A 22,313-nucleotide genomic window follows, 5' to 3' on the forward strand; every position below is an offset into this window, starting at 1 on the left:
ACAGCAGACCTCCTTTTCCGTTCACTTTCTGTTTTCTGCCGCCTGTGAACTCTGGCGGCGCAGTCCGGGCAGTATTTGCCCCGGTTGGACTTCGGGACGAACACACCGCCGCACTCCGCACAGCGTTTCAAGTCCCTGTCCCGGTAAATCTCCGCTTCCAGCGTCCTGTCCAGCGGCAAGACCGCCCAGCGGAACCACTTGCAGCAGACGGAGAACGAAATCATCTGCGGACAGGCGCAGGTGTCGCCATCGTCCAGCGCAAGGCAGTTTCCGTCCTCGCAGTTGCAGCACTCCCGGCGTATCAGGCCGCTGGCTCGTCTCTTCTGGGGCGGGGTTATGCGGTAGGGGGAGCCGTCCGGCCTGTGTTCCAGCGGCGGCAGGTGTTGATAGGGTCTTTTGCTCATGCGTCCCTCCGTTTTCTTTGGCGTGTTCTGTTTCCAAGGTGCTTGTCCATCGATGAACTATCCCAAGTCTACACCTTTTTGACCGCCTGTGCCGTATATCCAAGAGGTAGGAAATCAGCCTGAAAAACTCCCTATTTCCACGCTCTCGGATTTGTGATATAATCAAAAAAAGATAAAAGACAAATTCAGGTTTCTGGTCTTCTTGCACAAAATAAAGGAGGAGCTATTATGCAAATTGTTTATATTCCAAGCGAATCAATGTCTGTTCAAGGTAAAAAAGATGAAATCTATAAAAGATATGGGAAAGACTGGAATATTAGAGAACAGGGAGGAGGTAACGGAAATTGGTTGTTGACCAGAAAAAGTGATGTGCTTGTAGATGGAAAAAGTTATCGTACTTTTGTACTTGAACACTACGGTAAATCCAAGCTGACAGCGAAGCTTGTTGATAAATTTCGTGAAGATGTAGCAAATGGTAAAATAAAACTGTAAATGCCTATGCCGTTATGCTATGAGCATAGTACATAGCATAACGGCTTCTCTTTCGTTGAGCTAGCAAGGAGGGTGAATATGTCTTTATCCATACAAGAGCGATTAAAAGACCTACGTGTGGAGCGTGGCTTGACGCTGGGGCAGCTTGCGGAGCAGACCGGGCTTTCCAAGTCTGCGCTGGGCAGTTACGAAACGGAAGACTTCAAGGACATCAGCCACTATGCCCTTATCCGGCTGGCGAAGTTTTACGGTGTGACCGCTGATTATCTGCTGGGGCTGTCTGAAATGAAAAATCACCCAAACGCCGATCTTGCAGACCTGCGTTTGAGTGATGAAATGATTGACCTGCTGAAAAGCGGGAGGATAGACAATACCCTGCTGTGTGAGCTGGCGGCGCACCCGGATTTCCCCCGGCTGATGGCTGACCTTGAAATCTATGTGAACGGAACGGCACTGAAACAGGCGCAGGGTGCAAACGCCATAGTGGACACGATGAGCGCAACTGTTATAAAAAAGCATAATCCTGGCATGAGTGATACGCAGTTAAGACAGCTTATCACCGCCCATATTGATGAGGACGAGTTTTGCCGCTATGTGATACAACGGGACATAAACGGGATTGCCCTTGCTCTGCGGGAAACACACAAGGACGATTTTTTCAGCGTCCCAGAGGATAACCCGCTAAAAGAAATGCTGGAAACTGCTGGTGAAATCGTCAGCCAGGACAGCGACACGGAACAAGCGTACTTGGCGTTTATCTGCAAACGGCTCAAGCTGAATTTTAGGAAGCTGTCAGTAGAAGAACGGAAGTGGCTGAAAAAGATTGCGGAAAAATCCGACTTGCTGAAGAATCCAAAACCGCAGAGAGGACGAAGATAAAAAATGCCTGAACGGCGGTTCTGGTTTTTCAGAACCACCATCCAGGCATTTTGTTTAGTAATAGAAAAAGGTGCAGTTGATTATTGCGTATTGTCAATCTCTCTCAAACCGGGTAGTAAAAATACGGCAAGCGCAACGATGATAATGCCAATTCCGCAAATGACAAACCATTTCTCAACTCCCAGCCGCTCCGCCAGAGGCCCGGAAATGACAAGGCCAAACGGCATGGCGAGGGAAGCGGCGCTTGTCAGTAGAGAAAAAACTCTCCCCAGATATTCTGGTTTGACCGTTTCTTGAAAAATCGCATTTTGCACACCGTAAAATGGAGCGGAAATTCCCATAACAGTACAGCACACAACAAAGACAAGAAATGCGTCTGGCGGCAAAAGCCCGGAGAGCATATTGCTAACGCCCATCAGGAGAACGGAAAGACCGATGGTGTACCGCCGTTTCTTAAAACCGCCCCAAATGCTCAGAATGACTCCGCCAAGCAGCATACCAACCGCAAAAGCAATTTCAGCGGCAGAGGCATGGGCCGGTGTTCCTTTGAAGTATGACATACAGATGAGAGGAAAAAGCGTACTGATTGGCATATAAAAGAACATATAAATTACACCAATCCAGAGCAGAGCAAAGAGGCCCCTGTTTTGCTTTAATACCACATACCCCTCTTTCATATCCTGTAAAAACTGTTGTCTTTTCGTTTCTGGACATAGTTCAGGCGTTGGTATGGACGAAATCGCAACAGTCACACAGGCAAGGATTGCACCCACAATATCTAACAATATAATTGCATTAAGAGGCCAAACAGCATATAAAAACGCTGCGGCAGCTGGACTGATAATCGCACTTACTGCTTGCATGGTCTGCGTGTAACCAGCGCATTTTGTAAGTTCCTCTTTTGGCACAATCATAGGTGTTGCTGCGCTGAATGCTGGAGAATGAAAAGCAGTTCCCGCACTTCGGATTAACAGGACAACCATAATAGACCATACGGGCAATTCCATGTAAAACGCCACCAGCGCCAGAATACCGCCAGCGGCGGCAATTATCAAATCCGCACCAATCATTACGCTTTTACGGCTGTGCCGGTCAACAAAAGCACCTGCAAACGGGCCTAAACAGGCTTGCGGCAAAAATCCAATCAGTGTTGCCGCCGTCAATATGATTGCAGAATTAGTTTTCGCAACCAAATAAAAGATAATGGCCATTTGCAAAATACCGCTGCTAATAAAGGATATTGCTTGTCCGGCAAGAAGTGTAAAATAAGTTTTTCTCCATGAATTGTTGTTTTGGGTCATAATGCGAACCTCCTTTTTTATTGCATTGTTCCTTTGTTTCTGCAATAAAAAGCAGGCGTTGTCCCACAGAGAGGGCAGACGCCTGCATAACAACAAAGCACGAAAAAACACCACGATACAGTTCAAAGACTGCTCGTGTCAAACCTACGTGTTCCTTTGCATACGCACGCAAAAAAAGCCCACCATCATGTGGAAAGGTACTTCTACTTTTTATTGCTTATTAGCGTACACAAATTAACACACGTAAGCCTCCTTCCAATCTCAAACTGTCGCACAGTATAACACACATCCGATAGACTTGTCAACCATTTTTAACCTTGTTTTCCATCTTGTTTTTCCATCTCTTACGGGCAGTAGCAAAGCCAGGCGAGCCAGTCAACGGTCAAGATGAACGGCGCTTTCAGCGCCGCCGTTGACAGTCTCGCCCGTCTTTGCTAATGGGTAATCAAGGCGGGAAAGCCATTTTAGGGCTTTCCCGCCCATTTCAATTTTGGGAGAAGAAAGGCCCCAAAATGAACGAGTGCGGCCAAACACTTTTAGGGATTGGCCACCTTGTCCACCCATCCAGCGGGGCGGCGGGGAACGGTCAAGGCCGGGCGTCAGCCCATTCATTTCAGCCTTGACGGTTTCCTGCCGTCCTGCTACTTTTCCCGGAGTGTGGCCACACATCTGGTCACGGTGTCCAGAGCTTTGGGACTTTTTGTCCCATAGGCCGGGGGCGGAGGACGAGGGACGGGGGCTTTCATAATACGCCCTGTCTGCTGCTGAAATCAGCCCTTTGTTTCCGGCTTACCAGCCCCAAACAAAGCCCTGCTTTCCTGCCGCGTCAAATGCCCTTGCCCTCCCCGGCGGCAACGGTATTTTCAGGGCAACGCCGACAGAGCGTATAACACACTACACTTTGCTCCGCAAAGTCGTGTGCCAAATGGGGCGCTGCCCCCTTTGGAAACCCCCGCAACAAACAGGTGCTATGCACCCAGCCGGGAGCATAGCGCCGTTTGTTGTCAGCAGCCCGTTTCACGGTCTGCGTGTAGTTCCTTGTAAACTGACCTAAAGCGCAGCGTAAAGAACGATACAATCATGACAACTACAAACAGGATCAGCGCCATGGCGCTGGCATAGCCCATACGCAAATTGGCAAAGCCTTTGGTATAGAGGTACAGCGAATAGAACATCACCGAATTTTCCGGGCCGCCAAACGACGTGACATAGGACGGAGAAAGCCTGCCCAAAACCAACGCCTGCGTGAAATATTGGAAGGTATTAATCAGGCCGATGATCAGGTTGAACTGAATGGTCGGCGCAATGCACGGTACTGTGATTTTGCGGAATTTGGTCCATGCATTCGCACCGTCTATATCGGCCGCTTCGTAGAAAGTCTGGGGAACGCTTTCCAACGCAGACAGGAAAATAATCATCGTACCGCCGCACCGCCAGATGTCCATCATCACCAGCGCCAGCTTGGTGTAGCGCGGGTCAGAAAGCCAGGACGGTCCGGTAATCCCGAACAGACCGAGGAACATATTAATCAGGCCGTATTCCGGATTCAGGATCCACATAAACAGCATGACGCTTGCTACAACAGGGACAACCGTAGGCAAATAAAAGATTGTGCGGAATACCGGACGGCCCTTCAACTTTTGGTGAAGGAGCATCGCCAGGCCCAGGGCGGCAATTAAATTGAGCGGCAGGCCAACCAGGCACATATACACCGTGTTTCCAAGCGATTGCCAGAACAGATCATCGTGCATCAGATCAATGTAGTTTTTCAGGCCGATCCAATTGGGGGCGCTGAAAACGCTGAAGTCTGTAAAACTATAATAAATCGCCGAGCAAATTGGATAAATGTTAAATGCCAAAAAGCCAATCAGCCAAGGAGAAACAAAAAGCAAACCCGTCCAGAAGAAGCGCCGCTCCGATCTGGACCATTTTCGTTTAACTTTCGTTTTCCCCAAATTCTCCATAGATAACATCTCCTTTTAATTCCATTCTTCATAAAAGGTCGTTATGAGATATAAAAATCCGGAGGCGGAGGTGAGTTGCCCACCTCATGCCTCCGGAAAAATTTAGAAGATTGTTTCAAATCAGAAGATGACAAGCACCTTTTAACTATTATTTGCAATCTCTTCCATCTGTTCCTGAACCCTTGCGGCTGCCTCTTCCACCGTTGTGTTACCCATTAAAGCCTGAACCATTTCCGTGTTGATGGCGTCAAGATATTCATTTGTATAGCTCAGCATGGGGAAGTGATACAAATCCTGATTCAAGAAGATGCTGGCAGTCTCTTTCACAGCAGTGTCCACGTCCAGCTCATCTACAACATATTCCAAAGCACTCTTGCGGGAATAATAAGCACCGTTGTTGAAATCGCCTTCAGAAAGATTTTTCTGCGTTTCGGCACTGGTCAAAGAAGACAGAACTTCCCAAGCTGCATCCGGGTTTTTGGTTTTGGCATTGACTTCCCATACGCCGCAGGACAGCATCTGACCGCCCTGGCCGTCCGGAGCCACCGGCATCGGAGCCAGTTCCCAATCAATGCCCTGGCCATACTCGCTCATTTCGTCCAGGTTCTCACAAGGTGCCCAGTGCATAGCAACTTTGCCTTTGAAAAGAGGATCTTCTGTGGTCGCATAGTGTCCAAAAGTATCTACAAAACGCCGTACGTTGTCATAGCCAAATTCATCAAAAATCTTTTTCTGGAATTCATAAGCAGCGATGATCCGCTCGTTGTTGAAGTTCGGCTGATCGCCGTCCATCCATGTTGCTCCAAAAGCTGCAGGCCACAGAACGTTATCCAGCCAGTAGTAATCGGGGATAAAGCCCATCTGCACGATAGTGCCATCCTCATCGACTTTCGTGCAGTCAATGGCACACTGCAGCAGTTCGTCCGTATCTTTGGGGAAATGATCCCAACCTGCTTCCGCCAGCAGGTCAGGCCGATAAGTCATAACCGTTGTAGAAGCCAAACGGGGAACACTGTAAATCCGATCGTTGTAGGTGCAAAGTTCCCATGCTGCATCAAAGAAGTCATCTTTGTTCCATTCGGTGTCATTGTTGACGTAGTCCGTCAAATCCAGCAACGCGCCCTTATCCGCCCACGAAGGAGCCATGTTCCAGTTGTTCTCAAAAATATCAGGAGTGTCGCCGCCCGCAATTGTCGTCAGGATAACGTCAATGGATTTGGCACCGGAAACCTCCACTTCAATATCAGTGTGTTCCGCATTGAATTCTTCTGCCCATTTCAGAAGTCTTTGATGATAAGAAGTTTCGTCTGTGTCCTCAGGCTGGATGTGCCAAACCGTGATTTTTTCTTTCGTCCCTTCCGCACCACCGGATTCGGTACCACCGCCACAAGCAACCAAAGACAGTGCCATCGTGAAAGCAAGCACCGCTGCCAGGATTTTTTTCATAATTCATACTCCTCTCTTGTTGCACAATTTCGAACTTTTGAAACTCCTCGTTTCGCGTTTTAGTAAACCACTTATACTTATATCTACTTTGTATCTTCGCACACAGCTTCCATCTAAAACATTTCATCTTTGTCTGCAGATTCTGCACCGCACTGTCGTTCTCGTTCTTTTTAAAGCAGACACCGAGTTTTCATCATCACACGCAAGTCTTTGTGCCGACAAAATATTATATTTTATAAGTACAATATGTTTTACTTTGTAATTACAATATATCATTTTTTAAAATAAATCAACCCCTAAATTATATTTTTGTCAAAAAAAATGAATATTTAGCATCAATTTTATATGTTTCGCTAATGATTTTGTTCTTTTGGGCCATTTTTCATTCTCAATATGTTTCATTATATTATAACATTGTGTTTTCAGCATGAATTCCGCAAAATTTCCGTCCTACACATAAAAACAAAAATCCCCCCCCTTGTAAAGCAGGGGATTTTTATTACTTCGGCAGATCCGTCGAAATTCGCAACCACTCTCATTTTTCAATAACGCCATCTCGACGGTTGATCGTGCTTTTTGAAAGTCTTCCAATTTTTCTTTTATTATGCCAATTCGAACAAAAATTACAGCGCAATAAATAATATTTGTGGTGAACCCACAATGTTATTCGCAACCATGCACCAACCACTCTCTGCATCATTGAAGATACAGAAGACGAAATAAAGGATCGATATTCTTTTCTGCCCAACAAAATATTTTCAAAGTTCCAAAATCAAATTTATTATTACCAATTAGTTTTTTAGCACTTCATCGGAAACATCCTCGCAGAACAGCAAATCAACTGAAGCTCCATAGTTCAACAAGAGAGAGTAGTGCTCCTTGTTGATTCCAGATAAACATCTGTCAAAAATTATTTCTTCATCTCAGCACGGATCCACAACTTTATACTTTGCAAATACATACTGATTACACTTTGCAAAGTGAACTGCTATTTTATTTTGCGCCCCCCCAAGCTGTTCAATACCACTTTCTCCATTTGAGGCGAGTGTTTCTATCTGTAGTTTCTTACCTGCCAATGTCGGAATTTTGTATTCGTATTCCGCCTCATCATTGTTTTCCCGTAAAAACACAAAATACCCATCCGAACCGTTGCAGGCCCAAAAACCTGTATGACTCTTCCCATTGGGACTCTCTCCAATCGGAGTAACGTCAGCTTGATACAACGCTTGGCTGTGAGAACGCCATACACAAATAATTTTTCGAAGAGTTTCTGCATCTACTTTTTCTAAATGGCTTAATTCACACCACAGCAGAGGATTTGCTACCATAACCGATGCAAAAAGATAATCCATATCATACCGATTCGGGGCGAAGGGGTCATCGCCATAGCGTTCCACATTCCGTCTTGGATTGGCTATTTCAAATTGCAAAAATCTGGACGGTATCACCTGCGACAGCATCCAAAGATTTCTTAACGTGCGATAAGGAAAGTAGGTATCGTTATCCGTATACCGATTTTCAATAAACAACACCCCATATTGCACCTTGTAATGGTATCCAAATCGATCGCCTGCTGTTACATCCAACTGCAGACATGCCCCCGACTGGCTAAGTTCTTCTACCATAGCAGAAAAATTTCGATCGCCTGTTTTGGAGCGCAACATCACAGCATCCAGTTTAAAATACCGAATTCCAAATTTTTTCTGAAAATCCTTAAGAATTTTAACGTCTGTTTCCCAATTTTCAAAATCTCCGTAAGAATCTGGCGAAAACCAAAGACCGAGCCTGACACCGCATTTTTTTGCATGCTCCACAATCGGCTCAAGGCCATGCGGGAAACGTTTCAAATCCACTGTCCAGTACTCAGAAGACGCCCGGTGAAAACCTTCAAAAATATGTTCCATATAACGATTCGGATCCGTAATGATTCCCTTCTCCCAACCGTCATCGATTTGAACCACATCCGCACCGATATCTGCAGCGGCATCCAGCTCTGCTTTAAGAAACTCTTCGCAAAGTGCTTTTTCGCAGTTATTATCTCCCCATGTGTTTGCCATGACAAACAACCTGCCTTCGCCCTTTTTACGAAGAGACAAAAGCCGCCGATATTCTGTCACAAGTTTTTCTTTGTCGCCAATTCCTACGGTTACACCATAATATTCAACTTCTTCATTTACCGGTAAATTTGAAAAGTCAACGCCACTGCCATACACCTCAAATTCACCGCTTGTAACCGCCAAGTCATGCACTGGCCGATTCAAATGCGAAGTTCCAACCGGAGAATCTTTCGCGATGAGCACCGCCTGGGATTCCCCTGTGGGTTCGACGACAAAGATATCTCCCCGATAACCTGCGTATCGATTCGGGTAGGGTGAATCTTCTACTATACGAATCAGCGTATCACAAAAATCATCCTTATCAAACAGCTCCATTACTTTTATATTGTAATGGATCGTCGGCAATTTGACACATTCGATCAGATCGTATTTTTCTGATTTTTCTGTTTCATGAGAAGTTTTTCGAAGAACTGAAAAACGTGTAGACACAAAAGGCATATCCGGGAATATCTCCACATGATAAATCTGCGTTGCAAAATCATTTTCCATCTTCACAGTGATCCCCAAAGACGAACTGCTTAAGCCATTGGCATCTTCTGTCTCACAATGAATTAACAGATTTTCAAATTCACCATATGGAAGGACAAACGGCCTTTCAGAATCCAGCAACGCACATGACTGATTTCTTTTATCCCACAAAGAACCGGCAATAATCTTTCCATCTTGAAAATAATAGCAGCGCTCCAGCCGTTTGTTCCCAAGTAAAAGCTTTCCGTCTTTAAACTTCGCATAGCAATCTTCAAACTGACCGATCAAATAAATCCTTCCTCTCTGTACAAAATTCAAACACCTTTCAGCGTTCTTTTTTCATCCACATGGCGCACAAACTCAACAGTACATTCACAAATGATTCAACACAAATGATTCCCAGCGCAATTGCCCCTGCCTCAACGAGAACCCGTTGCACATACCAACCGAAATCCCGATATTTCTCCAGCACAAAAAAACTCATCATATAATAGAGGTCACTGCCCGGAATCAGTGGGATCAAAATGGGCACCAGAAACAGAAGGACCGGTGCCTTTACTACTCTTGCCAGTAATTCACTGCTGGCAGCGGCAGCAATAGCCGCCACGAATAGCGCTGTAAAAATTTCCATACCATTCTCCACACAGATCAAATACACGCTCCACGCCAGCGCTCCTCCGATACTGCATAAAACGACTTTGTATCCACGAATATTGAATAAAACTGAGAATCCCATCGCTCCAATTCCAGCCATAACAATTTGCAAAACAGCTGTGTTCATTTCTACTTTCCCGCCAGTATAATCACGACCGCGAACCCCATCGCAACGATTAAAGCTTTCAATACCGCCTCATATAATCCCAACAGCCCTGAAAGTGTATCTCCATGGAGCATATCCTTCAGCGAGGTTGTCAAAGCAAGCCCAGGAATAAGAAGCATAATATTTCCTATGATAATTTTATCCGGATGCTCTCCCAAGCCCAGATTCACCATGCCCAGTACCGCCAATGCAGTCAAAATACTTACCAACAAATTTTTCAAAGCGCCGTTTATATACAAATGCTGGCAAAGGCAAAACATTTCAAACATCAGTATTCCCGACAGTGCTGCCGTTATCGAATCCACAAAATTTCCGCCGAAAAAGAGCGAAAAAGCCGCCGATACGACTGCATACATCAAACATTTTGAAACTGATGAGTACGCCTTTTGATCCCGAATTCTTTTTATCTCCTGCTGAAAAGTTTTCAATGAAACCGGGTTAGCACAAATGTGTCTGGAAAGGGCATTCACTTGTTCCACACGCCCCAGATTCGTATCGCGTGCATAAATCCGCCTGGTTTGTGTTAGCGTATCACCTTCCCCATTTTGAACCGTCAGAACAATACTGGATATAATGGTAAATACCTCTACTTTCGTGAAACCATAAACCATACACAATCGTATAATTGTATCTTCTACGCGCATTACTTCCGCGCCGCTGATCAATAAAAGTTCACCGAGATCCAAAATGCACGACAGAATCTCCGCATATTTATTTTCTGTCCTATTTGAAATTTGAGGCAATGTATATACCTTGAGCATAAACGTCTAAATCCTTATGAAGAAGAACTTTCTGTTTTGGCAGCGTTCAAAATTTTGATTCCCACCAAAATCAAAATAATTCCGCCAAATTCCAAAACAGATGGAATTTCCTTGAAACAGATAATCCCTAAAAATGCTGCTGTCACCGGTTCAATTGCCGCCAGCATCGATGCTCGGCTATTTTCCAAATAGGTAAGACCCGTAGTGTAAAAGAAATATGGCAATAATGTTGTAGCTAAGGCATATAGAATACAAAGAAGCCCTGTATTGGGAGACAAGACCAGTGGTACCAAAGAGATTGGATTAACAAAAAACGCTCCACCAACGCAGGCAAAGATAAACGTATACAAAATAATCGTGACCGGATGATATCCCTTTTGCAAAGCGTAACGAGAGAAAACGCTGTAAAACGCATATCCGATACCCGCACCTATACCAAGAACCACACCGATAATCGACCAGTTTGTCTCATTCAGGCGAATATTGCTGACCAGCACACATCCCAGCAAAACCAATCCCATACAAACCACATGCCTGCGTGTAATACGCTCTCCAAACAAAAAGTTGGAAAGCAAACAGACAAAGACCGGTGCCGTATACAGGAGTGCCGCTGCTACAGAAATATCCAGTTTTTGAATAGCTGAAAAGTAACAGAAATTGAAAAAAACCATGCTGAAAATCCCTGTACCAATAAAACACCATGCATCTTTTACTCGTATTTTCAGCATACTTGGTTTCCACAACAACACAACCAGAATGCCCAATACTGCTGTTATGCTACTGCGAATTTGTACCATTTGCATTGAAGTCAAGTTCATGGTCTCAAAGATCCGCACAAAAATCCCCATGGTCCCCCAAAGGCACCCTGCCATCAAAACCCAAAGCGTTGCCATTTTTGATGTTGGATTCATGTCTTTTTTCATAACCCTCACACTTTACTTATTCTTTTGAAAAGCCATCTCTTTCAATCTCTTTTTGTGCGTTCCGCCAAAGCGTTTCCAACGCACCTTGAATCTTCTGTTCTATTTCAGGCGGATACGTTCCGTTCAAGCCGAAATACACTGCAGATTCCTTCGGTTCATAGCCGCCGTGGCGAATCTGCATTTCTGTACACAAATACCCGATCAAACCATTCGCGTAACCAGCACAAAGCGCATCAGGAACCAACGTCCGCGCATATTCCGCATAAAAATGTGACACTTCCGCATTCAGAGTAAAAAATTCTATCCCTGCCCCCAAAACAATTAACCCTGCATCTAGCGTTTCGTAAGCAGCGAAGGCTTTTTTCTGAATCACCTCTGCCCAATCCTTTTCCAACAAGGACCCTTGATTTATCAATCTCAGGCACTCTTCCCGTCCCACAGAATTCTTCAGCGGAAGTTTGCTTCTCATCTGATTAGAGTACAGAAAAGGGGGAATTTCTTCAGAACGCTGTTCCGCTAAATTGGCACACAGTTTTCCGAATCTCTCGCCAAATACTGCCGCATCCTGATAGCTTCCTCTGTAAAACTCATTACCCAAAACAAAATTTGCCCGCATATCGCCCGTAAATCCCTGCAAAAACAAACAAACACAGCCTGGGAAACGTCTATCCATCAAGTCCATCGCAATCCCTGGAAAATCAGGATGCAACGTATTTCCACCAGCAATATTGGCATGACACGCATAGCTGATTAAAATACCTTTCAGCGCCCCGTCTCGTTTTCGGAAAGAAATCGTCGCCAATCTCTGATCCGCCGGGACCTCATAATTCGGACGCATAGTTGCACCAGGGCCTTCCGGTTTCCGCCGATATATATTAAATGGGCAAACTCCGTCATTGCGGAAAAGGTCAACCGGTTCCATAGTTTTTTCCGCCGATTCAATTCCAATCAAAACCTCCTGGATCAAAAAATCACAATAAGCAGGATCCGGCTCTTCCACCGCATGTGTTGCGACCAATCCGGACGGCGGCCCGGAATGATTATGTGAAGCGACAAAAAACAAATCCTGAGCCCGCAATCCAAACTTCTGGCTGCATTCAGTGCGCAATCTCGACACCAGTGGATCGCCCCAGCCGAGCAAATCCGCATAAACAATTACAAGCTGCCGCTTTAAATGCTTTACAAAATAAACACGTAAATAAATATCCTGGCTTACTTCGTCAAATTTTTTATTCCGAAACGAGAAGCCACTCAGTCGCAATGACTTTTGGGGCGTAATGCAGCGTTTAGCCGTTCCTAATTCCATAAAAATCCTCCTTGAAAAGCTGCAAGTTCGGCAAATTAATAGGGCGCCTTTCCTGGAATCAACTTTTTTTCTCCTCCGAGCGTCAGTAAAAAAAGGACAAAGCAAAATGCTCTTCCCAAAGAGACAATCACAATTGCGGTGGTTAGGTTCCAATGCGAAAGAATCCAGTAGGAAAAGAACGGCGCCACAAACATCGAAATGTTATAAAGTGTATTATAAACCCCAATATACACCAACCCATTGTTATCACGAGGGGCCACTTCATACACACCGTTAATGATAACTACGCCACTCCCCATTAAAGCCAATCCGTTTACCAATTGAATTGCACACATCGCATAACAATCTTTTGCCAAAAGGTACAATCCCAGATTAAATACCATAACAAGAGACAACAGGATTAACGAACGATTATTTCCAATGCGGAAGATCAACTTATTCCAAAACGGCGCTGTAAAAAGCGCTACAATCCCCGAGATAATAGAAAAAAAAGCAATCCAAAGTTCATTGGCATGAAGAACATTTAACATATACAAGCTGCTGAGCGGACCGCCTGACTGCCAAAAGAAGTTAAACACAAAAAGAAGAATAATATATTTTACGAACTTACGGTTTTTAAAAATCTGTTTGATCGTATCAGCACAAAACTCAGCACCGCCTTCTTTGTTTTGATCTGCCGGCATTTCCCGGTCGCGGAAACGTGAAAATACAGAAATTTCCACCATACCAAGCAAAAACGCAACCACAAAAATGATTTGATAAACGCGCAAAATTTCATTGCCGGAATTTTCAAAATGTGCGAGAAGTGCCCCTGTGAGCATCGTCACAAATGGAGTAAAAAAGGTGCTGAACTTTATTCGCAGAGAGAGCGCCTCAACTCGCTCCCTTTCTTCAAACAATTCGCCAACATACCCCTGCATCGCGTTTTGAGAAGCCCCATCCGGAAAATTGATAAATCCAACTAAGAGCACAAAAATTAACGGGCGTATAGATTCAGGAAGGAACGGAATCACTGCAATTACAAGCAACAATCCTCTGTTCGTATAGAACAACGCTTTCATTACTCTTTTTTTGCTCCTGCTTCGAGCTAAAAACAGCGAACTGGGGATCAATGTCAATACTGCCACCAGTCCAGGCAATGCAGTCAACAGAAACACCATTAAATCGGAACCGCCCAGTCGCTGCAAAAACTTGGCGTTGAATGGTTTCCAAATATTGTTTTGTGTTGTCGATGATACACCCCTTAATTTTGCCGAATACTGTACATATCCTTCAAAATATCGCGCTTTCAAAACGCTTAGTGCCGGCACTCATCGGATTCGTTTGTTATATTCTGAAAGTCATTGAACTGAATGTAGTGCAAAAATATCAACAGTGCCAAGCACTTTGGCTCATCAAAATGGGATAATTCCATATAGCTCGGTCCACCTATAGTGCCGCGTTCAATGCTCATACAGCACAAGGCAATAGTCAATCCAACTCTATCTATCGAGAACCGTTTCAATCTACTGGAAGCCATTCTGTACTTTTTAGAAAAAAACTCCTCTGTATCCCAATTGCGACTTAACTGTACTGCCTGCTTCATCGCCGGAATAAAACACTGGCTAAAACTCCGCGTGACGCTCGGATTCTTCTATTTCAGCCTGTGGCAACCACCAATCGCGGTCTCCCCAATAACTATCTCTTGAGGCGTCATGTTCATGCACTTCTTGTTTCCCTGCCGGATACCAACCACATGACGTAACCTGATGCAGACCCGTTAGAGAGGGAAATCTCAGTCTGCAAAACTGTTCACTACGCAAGTACTTTGGCTATCAAGGAATGATGCCCACTGCCTCCTCACGAATTTCTATCGGCTTATGACTTTGAAGCCCGCATTTCTAATGCGGAGCATACTTTTCACGTCATCGGCCATTCTCTAAAACCTTGTAAAATTCTTTGTATCTATATTGGCCAAAAGAAACTGAATATATGAGTTCTTCCGGAAGGCATCGTTTACATTTTCCAAACTATAGAAAAGAGATTCCACATCACTACATTGACTTCTGCAGTCGGCAGAAACCTTGACACTCCAAACCTATAAATTAGAAATACAAATGAATGGAGTGTCAGTTATACCAATCACGGCACTATAAACAGGGAAATTAGGGGATGGTCCCAAATCAAAAACTGGTCACCCCCAGTAAGCAGCTTGCTGTCATGTACGTATGATACTGGTACCTCCATGTTGTGCCTCAAACTCTCTGTTTCTTTCGCTTTTACTAAATATTATTATACTTGGCCAATCGCGACTTCCTTTCTGCCAAAAAAAGTCTCTTACTATATCATTCTGTTTCCCGTTTCTACTTAGCTGAGGTTGCTCTTTCGCTTAAGCATTCAAAAAAACAGCAGCCGTATCCATCTGGCTGCTGTTTTTTTATGCATTTTCCTTTGACTATGTGCCTATGAAAATATATTTTCCAATATTATCCGTGCATCTTCCTTGTTCATCCTGCGAGGATTAAACGCTTGGAACAAATCCACTTCAATTTCCGCCGCCATCCTATCCAGCATCCCATTATCTGGCCGTTCGACAAAACTTGAAACCGGGCGCAGCTGCAGCATTTCATCCCGGAAGGATGTGACAGCTTGACGGACAACCATGCCGATCTGCTGCGGTGTTTCGTCGCCTGTAAACGAACATCCGAACATTTTCCCCACGGCAACCGTTTTTTCCAGGAGCACCGGGGCATTAAACTCCAAAACCCATGGAAGCGCGTAAGCACAAGCATATCCGTGCGGAATGCTGCACCGGGCACCTAGGACATGTGCTACGGAGTGCCCCGCATGCGTATGTCCGTATCGGAGCATCCAGCCGCCCAACATACTGGCCACAGCCATATGCTCCCGCGGTTTTAAGGCATCCGGATGTGACACTGCAAGAGGTAGCCATTGTATAACTGAACGGATATTCCCCTCACTGATCTGGTCTGTGGGCACAGATGCCGCCGTTGATGTGTACGATTCCACTGAGTGCGCCAAAACATCCATTCCCGTAGAAGCCGTAAGCCCTGCCGGCAGCCCCACCGTAAGCAAAGGATCCAAAATAATATACTCTGCCATTGCGTTTGTCGCCAAAATCGGACATTTAACATGTTCGGGGCTGGTGATGATCAGGCCATCCGACAATTCGCTTCCTGTACCCGCCGTCGTGGGAATCGCCACAAGACCGCCCGCTTTTTTCATTTCGCCTTTCGGCCCGGCGTAATCCATGATTTTTCCCGGATTGCAGCGCAGCAAATTGATTCCCTTTGCCGTATCGATGCTGCTTCCCCCGCCAACCGCTATTACAGCGCCACACTGTTCCGCCTTGCAGAAGGCCGCCCCTTTGTCCACGACTTCGCTGGGCGGGTCCGCCTGTACTTTATCAAAAAGCACGAACTTCACCTGTGCCTGCGTGAGGCTGTTTGTTACGCGCTCTACAATTCCCGCCTTTTTCACGCCCTCATCGCAGACTACCAGAACCTTATCCACGCCCAGGCAACGCATCAGCGCTCCTGTCTCCTGCACTTTTCCTGCACCGTACAGTATCTTGGCTTCCTGCAACAATGTAAATTCCATTTTATATCCTCCTTTCCTCATAAGTGAAGCAGCTTCGCTGCGTTTCTGTAAAACACCTTGTCCGCAAGAACAGGATCTTCCGCAAAAGCCTCTTCACAGGCCATAACAGACTGTGTAATCCCGTCGAAGGGATAATCTGTTGCAAACAACAACTTATCTTCGCCAAACAATTCAACCAGTTCCCTCATAACCTTGGCACTTTTGAACGACGTGTCTGTATACACATTTTTCCAACCGTGCTTGTGAACCGCTTGCGCCAACTCCTCGTACTCCCAGCCGCAATCTCCTCCGGCATGCGCTGGAATGAGGATGTAATCCGGATACCTCTCGATCAAGGCAAGCATATAATGCAACTCTCCATATTCCTTGGGTGCCAGAGCCTGATATTTACTTCCCGGCTTATAATAATCATTGATCCCGCAATGGGAAGTAATCGGCAATCCCAGTTCTCCAAACACCTCTACAGCTGCGTAAGTGCGTTCGTCTGTAAGAGGTACATTTTGCAAAATAGGATGCAGTTTTAACCCTTTTGCCCCCCTCATGATATCCCTTTTCAGCTTGGCCTTCATTTCCGGGATGGGGAGGCTGAAGTCCGCACTTGTAAAAGGAATCAGTCTCGGCTCCAGCTTCGATGCCGCCAGCGCTTCTTCGAAGCTGGAATTTGGCATAACAGGCAGTGACACTGCATAATCGATATGATTCTCATCCAGCGCCTTTTGGGTCGCTTCCAGGCTCCCATATTCCCATGTCCTCAGTTGCCCGGCATCAATCAGGATATTCTGCTCCTCCTGGTTTTCCGTAACCAGCGCACGGCTGTAATGATCCCGCGCCAAATCCTCAAACGGGTCCGGGTAGGGGGAAAAATGAAGTTGCGGATGGAATACGATATTTCTGCTGTCATGAAAAATATCTCCCAGATGAGTGTGGAAATCAATGATCTTTCTTTTCATATCCAAAATGCCTCTCTTTTTCATTGTTTCATACACAGCGCAGTCTGTAAAAAAGGTCCCAGCCGCGCTGGACGCGCAGCACCGGGACCTCGGCTGATCATTCTGCGTTCTTCAATCGCGCCTGGGCAATCCTGCACGCTCCCATCGCGGCATCCTCCCGGGCAATGAGCACCTCAACATTGTCATATTTCTCAGTAAAAAGCTCTTTAAAAAACTGAAAATGAAGCTTGCTCTTCACAATTGCGCTGCCCCAAGCACCCACTCGGAATGCCGGCTGCTCTGCCAAATGCAATTGCTGTACGATCGTGTCTCCCAGCGAAAAAGTATGATGCGCCGCCTCTTTGAGTATTTCAACTGCATAGGGATCCCCCTGCTCGGCCGCTTGGTCCACAACCATTGCGAGACCCGGATTTTTCCAGCACATATGTTCAATGTCGATGCACACGCCGATTAAATCTTCCTTGCGCTCCAGATGCAGCACTTCGTTGAGTTTCCCGCTGAGGATAGACGGCCTGACCCGCCCATCCATCAAAAGGCTCATATGATTCAACGCACGCATACTGATCCAGCTTCCCGAACCTTCGTCGCCAAAAATGCAGGGTGGCCAGCCGCCGCACCGTGCTGTCTGCCCTTTTTCATTGCAGCCGAATGCAATGGAACCGGTGCCGGCAATAACGACTACGCCCACTCCCCCGGTGACGGCAAATTGTGCTACCTGTGCATCATTTACACACAATACCGGACATACAAAACCGGGAAGGCCTTTGTAAATATCATCCACTACCTGCTGGTCCCGATCCGTATCCAGGCCTGTTGTCCCGCAGACAAGGTAAACGCATTCTTTGCGGGAGCCTTCGAATTCGGCCAAACATGCATCAATATTTGCATTGATCCGTTTAATTACTTCTTCACGCTCCAGGCGGTAATGCGGTGCCGGAAATCCAACGTACTCCGCAATCACGTCGCCCTCCGGCGTACAAGCCCGTACAAGATATTTCGTACCACCGCTGTCTATGCCTAAGATATATTTCATATCATCTTGCCCTGCCTTTATCTTCCGTTATTGTACTTGGTGGGACAGTTTTTTGTATACAAATCGTATGCCGGCGACCCCTCAGCCAATCCCAATAGCTCCGGTACCCGTGCCGCCAAGAGCTGTGGAAGCAGCACTGCTTCAAAAATCTGCGTGTGGTCATATCCGGTGCGCAGAGCATGCAGAACTTTTTCCCCCTGAATCGACTCATCCGTAGTCACCATATAGGCATAGGGTGAAAAATGGGCATGGCAGCGTGCCAGTTCCATCATGCGCTCCCGCTCTCCGGGCGCGTCGCTGATATAGAACACCCCGCCCAGTTCCCGGTCTGTCAGAATGATCGGTCCATGCAGGTATTCTTCGAATTCAAAGCTCATGGACGGCACTTTGATTGTCTCCAGGATTTTCAAACATCCTTCTGTAGCGGCCGCAAATGCACTGCCACATCCGACCAGGACATATTTACGAATCTGCATCAGTTCATCCTGATTTCTCTGGAACCACGCTTCCGTGCGCCGGATATTTTCTTCCATCTGAGTCACGGCAAGCTCCAGCACGCCGATCTCCGCATTGTATTTCTCCAGCCCGATCGTCCCGGCAGCTAAGGCAGCCTCCAGCGCACATATGTAAAAACAAAGTACCGACGCTGTATATCCTACCGTCTTGGGGCCTGCGAGTTCTTCTCCACAACCAATGAGCATATGATGTCTGCTGCGCCGCCGAATCTCGCATTCTGCCTCTCCAGTGATGCTGATGGATGGGTAGGCGGCAAGCTGTTCCATCGCCTGCAGCGTGTTGGTCGACGAGCCCCCCTGCGAAATAAACACGACCATGGGCCGTTCGCCTCGCAGCCTCGGGACGCGTGAAGAGGGGACTGCACATACATCTACATCCAATATCGTTTCCATATATCCTGCGGCAGCACGTTCCGCATTCAGGGAAGTGCCGCTGCCAATCAGATACAGTTTATCCGGCTTCACCGCGCAAAACAGCTTCACAAATTCTTCTGTCTGTGATTTTTTTTGTTCAAGGATCTGCCGGAGTACCGCGGGCTGGCTTTTCCAGTAATGATACATCCTATTCCCCATGAATTCATTTCTCCTTTTCAAAATCTTCCGGCAACGGCTCATCCCTTCAGGCCCGATGTGGCTATGCCTTCAACAATGTATTTTTGGAACACGAGATATACAGCTACCGGCGGAATGCCGCTGAGCAGCATCGCAGCGATTTTTACGCGGCCTTCAATCCAAGAGCCATCTCCCAGGAGACCAGCCACCAAGACGCTGACGGGCTTCCATTTGGTTCCCGCCACCAATGTCGGCCACAAAAAGGAACCCCACACCTGCATAAACTGTATGACTGTCACCGTCAGCAACGGCGTGGCCATCAGCGGCAATACCACACGCAGAAATATTTTCAAATGCCCTGCGCCGTCTATCTCACCGGCTTCTATCAGTTCATGCGGCATACTCTCTAAAAACTGCCTGATAATGAATACCGCAAATGCGGATGGAATGGACGGAATTGCGAGACCAATCAATGTATCGCTCCAGCCCAAGTTATACACAAATCGGTAAAGAGGGATGACGTAAGTGATCATCGGAAGCATCATGCTCGATAAAATGAGCATAAAAATCACATCGCGTCCCGGGAATTTGAAGCACGCCAGCTCATACGCCGCCAGAGAAGACACGATCAGCATGCCGACGATGGTCACACTCACATAGATAAGCGTCTGAAAAGTTGACGGCGCCAGATTGGTTTGCAACAACGCCTGCTTGATATTTTCGATGCCACTGGACAGCGAATTGGGATAAAACGTAGAAACAATCCCTCTGTCCGCAGTTGAAAATGTCACGCTGATCAGCTGCGTAAAGGGCAGCAGGCACACGACCAGCCAGAAAAGTGCAAATACCCAGCTGAATATCTTGGCTGCCGGAGAAGTTTTCTTCATCATAATACCGCCCCCTCAATTGTCCTTATTCTTGCGATTGCGGTAAATAATCTGGAGCAGCGTAATGGTGAAAATAATAAGCATCAGCACAAAGCCTTCTGCACACGCACGACCCAAATTGCCCGCTTTTCCCGAATATACGTTGCCCACGATTTCCATGACAGGATAACTGGCAAACGCATTCTTTCCGCCAATCACGCCCACAGCGCTGGAATTGGAAAGCACCCACGGAATGTCATAAGTTTGAATTGCCCCGATAAAGCAATTCACGACCACAAAAAACAGCACCGGCTCCAGCATTGGGATGGTGATATGAATCCACTGTTGAAATGTGCTGGCACCATCGATCATGGATGCTTCGTATAAATCGTTCGGGATATTTTTCATGCCGGCGGTCAGAATGATCATATTGAAACCAATTGCACGCCAGAGGTCAATAATGATCAGAAGCGCTGTAAAATATCCCGGTGTCAGGCGCCAGGTAACACCTTCGCCAATTCCTATTTTGGCCAGAAGCACCGCCACCAGCCCGGTATCCGCACTCATCAACCACAGCCAAACGCCCGTAGCCAGAAAGAACGGTGCAACATATGGCATAAAAAATGCGCCGCGCAGAAAATTGTGCATCCGACCGCGGAACTGATTGATTACCAGAGAAATGACTGTGGCAAAAATAAGGTTCAGCGGCACTACCAGCACCACGAAAAGTGACAGGTTTTTCAGTGAGGTCAAAAACCGTTTTCCTTGTTGCGTTTCCTGACTAAGCACGGTTTTAAAATTTTCAAGCCCGACAAAAGAAATTTCCGCATTTGTTCTGGTGGACCAATCAAAAAAGCTCATCACCAGTCCATATAGCATCGGCCATAAAATAAAAACGCCGAAAAAAATAACAAACGGCGCAAGGCCCAGATAATGCTTCCCGTACTTACGCCAGAAAGCCCTGCCTCCAATTTTCATATGATTCTGCCCCGCAACATGTTTTCCGACTGTATTTGTCATGGCGCTCTCTCCTTTTTCCCTGATTCTTCCCAGGCCCCGTCCGAATAGCCCACGGTTATGGCCAGCCTGCGAGAGGCTTTTCACAGACTGGCCATAACCGTGGGCGCGCGGCCGGGCCGCGCACCCACACAGCTTACGCAACTGGTTTATGCATTTTCATTAATCATTGCAATGGAATCCTCAGCCGCCGCCTTGGCATCTGTAAGGCTTCCATCCCAAAGCCCGAACATAGAATCAGCACAGCCTGTCTCCCACATCATATCGCAGCGGAACGGGACCGCCTGGTTCACACAATTGTTCACAATCTCGTTGCATACGCCCAACAGCCACGGCGACTCCGGATCGTTCGCAATTTCGTCCATCGCTTCATTGTTCATAACAGGGCGTCCCATCTCACGGCAGAACGTCTTCATCTGCTCGGTATCGGTGATATACATCAGGAACCCAGCTGCCGCGTCATTACGCCCCTGGTCTCCGCTGTCCACAACTCCTAACCATTCGTTGCCGTAGGAAGCACTGTACGGGCCGCCGGCCACCTGAGAAGGCATCGGAATGGCATCATATTTGAAATTGCTGTTTTCCTGGGCAGCAGCTTCCAAGTTAGGATTCAGGAACGGGCCATGTACCGTAAAGGCCAGTTTATCAGATGTAAACGCGTCTGTGGCTGCTTGGTCCAGGAACGTATAAGCCGCAGAGTAAGAGCACCATTTTTTTACTGGGGGGTGTGCCTGCATGAAAGGGAATCCAGAGGAGAGAGCCGTTGCGTTGGGGCAGTATGTCGCAGAGACCGGAGCTACTGTTCGCAATGCCGCGATGCGCTTTGGAATTAGCAAGTCCACAGTCCATAAGGACTTGACACAGCGTCTGAAACGGCAGAATCGCGCATTATACAACAG

The 22,313-nt window shown here is 46.6% G+C and carries 21 protein-coding genes; 3 read left to right on the plus strand and 18 right to left on the minus strand.

Annotation, left to right across the window (positions count from 1 at the left end; all coding sequences use genetic code 11):
- Positions 1–404 (minus strand): cysteine-rich VLP domain-containing protein (locus WMO24_RS15210; RefSeq protein ID WP_349217231.1); only part of this gene is annotated, 404 nt, incomplete at its 3' end.
- A 228-nt stretch (positions 405–632) separates the two neighbouring features.
- Here WMO24_RS15210 and WMO24_RS15215 point away from each other — a divergent pair.
- Together WMO24_RS15215 and WMO24_RS15220 are read left to right on the plus strand one after the other, a co-directional pair.
- Positions 633–896, plus strand: coding sequence for a hypothetical protein (locus WMO24_RS15215; protein WP_002575859.1), 264 nt, complete (start codon positions 633–635; stop codon positions 894–896).
- A gap of 78 nt (positions 897–974) precedes the next feature.
- Complete coding sequence (locus WMO24_RS15220; RefSeq protein ID WP_002575858.1) at positions 975–1,775, plus strand: helix-turn-helix domain-containing protein; 801 nt, start codon at positions 975–977, stop codon at positions 1,773–1,775.
- An 80-nt stretch (positions 1,776–1,855) separates the two neighbouring features.
- Here the strand turns inward: WMO24_RS15220 and WMO24_RS15225 are convergent, their stop codons facing one another.
- From WMO24_RS15225 to WMO24_RS15305, 17 genes are all read right to left on the minus strand, one after another.
- Positions 1,856–3,076 carry an MFS transporter gene (locus WMO24_RS15225; protein ID WP_002584949.1) on the minus strand — a complete coding sequence of 407 codons (1,221 nt, stop codon included), beginning with the start codon at positions 3,074–3,076 and terminating at the stop codon, positions 1,856–1,858.
- A gap of 375 nt (positions 3,077–3,451) precedes the next feature.
- On the minus strand, positions 3,452–3,688 hold the full coding sequence (locus WMO24_RS15230) for a hypothetical protein (protein ID WP_014080336.1): 237 nt from the start codon (positions 3,686–3,688) through the stop codon (positions 3,452–3,454).
- A gap of 392 nt (positions 3,689–4,080) precedes the next feature.
- Positions 4,081–5,040 (minus strand): carbohydrate ABC transporter permease, encoded by a 960-nt coding sequence (locus tag WMO24_RS15235; protein ID WP_349217234.1) that lies wholly within the window; start codon positions 5,038–5,040, stop codon positions 4,081–4,083.
- Positions 5,041–5,181: 141 nt separating this feature from the next.
- Positions 5,182–6,486, minus strand: coding sequence for an ABC transporter substrate-binding protein (locus WMO24_RS15240; RefSeq protein WP_349217235.1), 1,305 nt, complete (start codon positions 6,484–6,486; stop codon positions 5,182–5,184).
- Positions 6,487–7,409: 923 nt separating this feature from the next.
- Complete coding sequence (locus WMO24_RS15245) at positions 7,410–9,359, minus strand: alpha-amylase family protein (protein ID WP_349217236.1); 1,950 nt, start codon at positions 9,357–9,359, stop codon at positions 7,410–7,412.
- 37 nt (positions 9,360–9,396) lie between these two features.
- Entirely contained in the window at positions 9,397–9,852 is a 456-nt protein-coding gene (locus WMO24_RS15250) for a threonine/serine exporter family protein (protein ID WP_349217237.1), read from the minus strand.
- A gap of 2 nt (positions 9,853–9,854) precedes the next feature.
- Entirely contained in the window at positions 9,855–10,577 is a 723-nt protein-coding gene (locus WMO24_RS15255; RefSeq protein ID WP_349217238.1) for a threonine/serine exporter family protein, read from the minus strand.
- A gap of 89 nt (positions 10,578–10,666) precedes the next feature.
- On the minus strand, positions 10,667–11,575 hold the full coding sequence (locus WMO24_RS15260) for a DMT family transporter (protein WP_349217239.1): 909 nt from the start codon (positions 11,573–11,575) through the stop codon (positions 10,667–10,669).
- 16 nt (positions 11,576–11,591) lie between these two features.
- Positions 11,592–12,881 carry an alkaline ceramidase gene (locus WMO24_RS15265; protein WP_349217240.1) on the minus strand — a complete coding sequence of 430 codons (1,290 nt, stop codon included), beginning with the start codon at positions 12,879–12,881 and terminating at the stop codon, positions 11,592–11,594.
- Positions 12,882–12,916: 35 nt separating this feature from the next.
- Positions 12,917–14,173: an MFS transporter gene (locus WMO24_RS15270; RefSeq protein WP_349217241.1), complete on the minus strand. Its 1,257-nt coding sequence runs from the start codon at positions 14,171–14,173 to the stop codon at positions 12,917–12,919.
- Between the two features lie 1,150 nt (positions 14,174–15,323).
- On the minus strand, positions 15,324–16,481 hold the full coding sequence (locus WMO24_RS15275) for an iron-containing alcohol dehydrogenase (protein WP_349217242.1): 1,158 nt from the start codon (positions 16,479–16,481) through the stop codon (positions 15,324–15,326).
- A gap of 17 nt (positions 16,482–16,498) precedes the next feature.
- Positions 16,499–17,431 (minus strand): amidohydrolase family protein, encoded by a 933-nt coding sequence (locus tag WMO24_RS15280; protein ID WP_349217243.1) that lies wholly within the window; start codon positions 17,429–17,431, stop codon positions 16,499–16,501.
- Positions 17,432–17,528: 97 nt separating this feature from the next.
- The gene (locus WMO24_RS15285; RefSeq protein WP_349217244.1) at positions 17,529–18,464 is read right to left on the minus strand and encodes a BadF/BadG/BcrA/BcrD ATPase family protein; all 936 of its coding nucleotides are present in this window, start codon (positions 18,462–18,464) and stop codon (positions 17,529–17,531) included.
- Positions 18,465–18,481: 17 nt separating this feature from the next.
- Positions 18,482–19,552, minus strand: coding sequence for an SIS domain-containing protein (locus tag WMO24_RS15290; RefSeq protein WP_349217245.1), 1,071 nt, complete (start codon positions 19,550–19,552; stop codon positions 18,482–18,484).
- Between the two features lie 38 nt (positions 19,553–19,590).
- Positions 19,591–20,421 (minus strand): carbohydrate ABC transporter permease, encoded by an 831-nt coding sequence (locus WMO24_RS15295; RefSeq protein ID WP_349217246.1) that lies wholly within the window; start codon positions 20,419–20,421, stop codon positions 19,591–19,593.
- Between the two features lie 12 nt (positions 20,422–20,433).
- Positions 20,434–21,417, minus strand: a complete 984-nt coding sequence (locus WMO24_RS15300; protein ID WP_349217247.1) for a carbohydrate ABC transporter permease — start codon at positions 21,415–21,417, stop codon at positions 20,434–20,436.
- A gap of 146 nt (positions 21,418–21,563) precedes the next feature.
- A complete protein-coding gene (locus WMO24_RS15305; protein WP_349217248.1) occupies positions 21,564–22,151 on the minus strand; it encodes an extracellular solute-binding protein in 588 nt (195 codons plus the stop codon).
- On the opposite strand from WMO24_RS15305, the gene WMO24_RS15310 reads away from it, so the two are divergent.
- Positions 22,150–22,313 (plus strand): sporulation transcriptional regulator SpoIIID (locus WMO24_RS15310; RefSeq protein ID WP_349217250.1); only part of this gene is annotated, 164 nt, incomplete at its 3' end. The two genes, WMO24_RS15305 and WMO24_RS15310, sit on opposite strands and share 2 nt — an antisense overlap.

The sequence above is a fragment of the Ruthenibacterium intestinale genome, assembly GCF_040096265.1.
In the GTDB taxonomy this organism is placed as follows: domain Bacteria; phylum Bacillota; class Clostridia; order Oscillospirales; family Ruminococcaceae; genus Ruthenibacterium; species Ruthenibacterium komagatae.

Bases quoted from the DNA above. Each gene is read 5' to 3' on its own strand.
- WMO24_RS15235 (WP_349217234.1), bottom strand. From the start codon at position 5,040: ATGGAGAATTTGGGGAAAACGAAAGTTAAACGAAAATGGTCCAGATCG.
- WMO24_RS15290 (WP_349217245.1), bottom strand. From the start codon at position 19,552: ATGGGGAATAGGATGTATCATTACTGGAAAAGCCAGCCCGCGGTACTC.
- WMO24_RS15275 (WP_349217242.1), bottom strand. From the start codon at position 16,481: ATGGAATTTACATTGTTGCAGGAAGCCAAGATACTGTACGGTGCAGGA.
- WMO24_RS15265 (WP_349217240.1), bottom strand. From the start codon at position 12,881: ATGGAATTAGGAACGGCTAAACGCTGCATTACGCCCCAAAAGTCATTG.
- WMO24_RS15250 (WP_349217237.1), bottom strand. From the start codon at position 9,852: ATGAACACAGCTGTTTTGCAAATTGTTATGGCTGGAATTGGAGCGATG.
- WMO24_RS15300 (WP_349217247.1), bottom strand. From the start codon at position 21,417: ATGACAAATACAGTCGGAAAACATGTTGCGGGGCAGAATCATATGAAA.
- WMO24_RS15225 (WP_002584949.1), bottom strand. From the start codon at position 3,076: ATGACCCAAAACAACAATTCATGGAGAAAAACTTATTTTACACTTCTT.
- WMO24_RS15260 (WP_349217239.1), bottom strand. From the start codon at position 11,575: ATGAAAAAAGACATGAATCCAACATCAAAAATGGCAACGCTTTGGGTT.
- WMO24_RS15230 (WP_014080336.1), bottom strand. From the start codon at position 3,688: ATGAATGGGCTGACGCCCGGCCTTGACCGTTCCCCGCCGCCCCGCTGG.
- WMO24_RS15240 (WP_349217235.1), bottom strand. From the start codon at position 6,486: ATGAAAAAAATCCTGGCAGCGGTGCTTGCTTTCACGATGGCACTGTCT.
- WMO24_RS15305 (WP_349217248.1), bottom strand. From the start codon at position 22,151: ATGCAGGCACACCCCCCAGTAAAAAAATGGTGCTCTTACTCTGCGGCT.
- WMO24_RS15280 (WP_349217243.1), bottom strand. From the start codon at position 17,431: ATGAAAAGAAAGATCATTGATTTCCACACTCATCTGGGAGATATTTTT.
- WMO24_RS15220 (WP_002575858.1), top strand. From the start codon at position 975: ATGTCTTTATCCATACAAGAGCGATTAAAAGACCTACGTGTGGAGCGT.
- WMO24_RS15215 (WP_002575859.1), top strand. From the start codon at position 633: ATGCAAATTGTTTATATTCCAAGCGAATCAATGTCTGTTCAAGGTAAA.
- WMO24_RS15295 (WP_349217246.1), bottom strand. From the start codon at position 20,421: ATGATGAAGAAAACTTCTCCGGCAGCCAAGATATTCAGCTGGGTATTT.
- WMO24_RS15285 (WP_349217244.1), bottom strand. From the start codon at position 18,464: ATGAAATATATCTTAGGCATAGACAGCGGTGGTACGAAATATCTTGTA.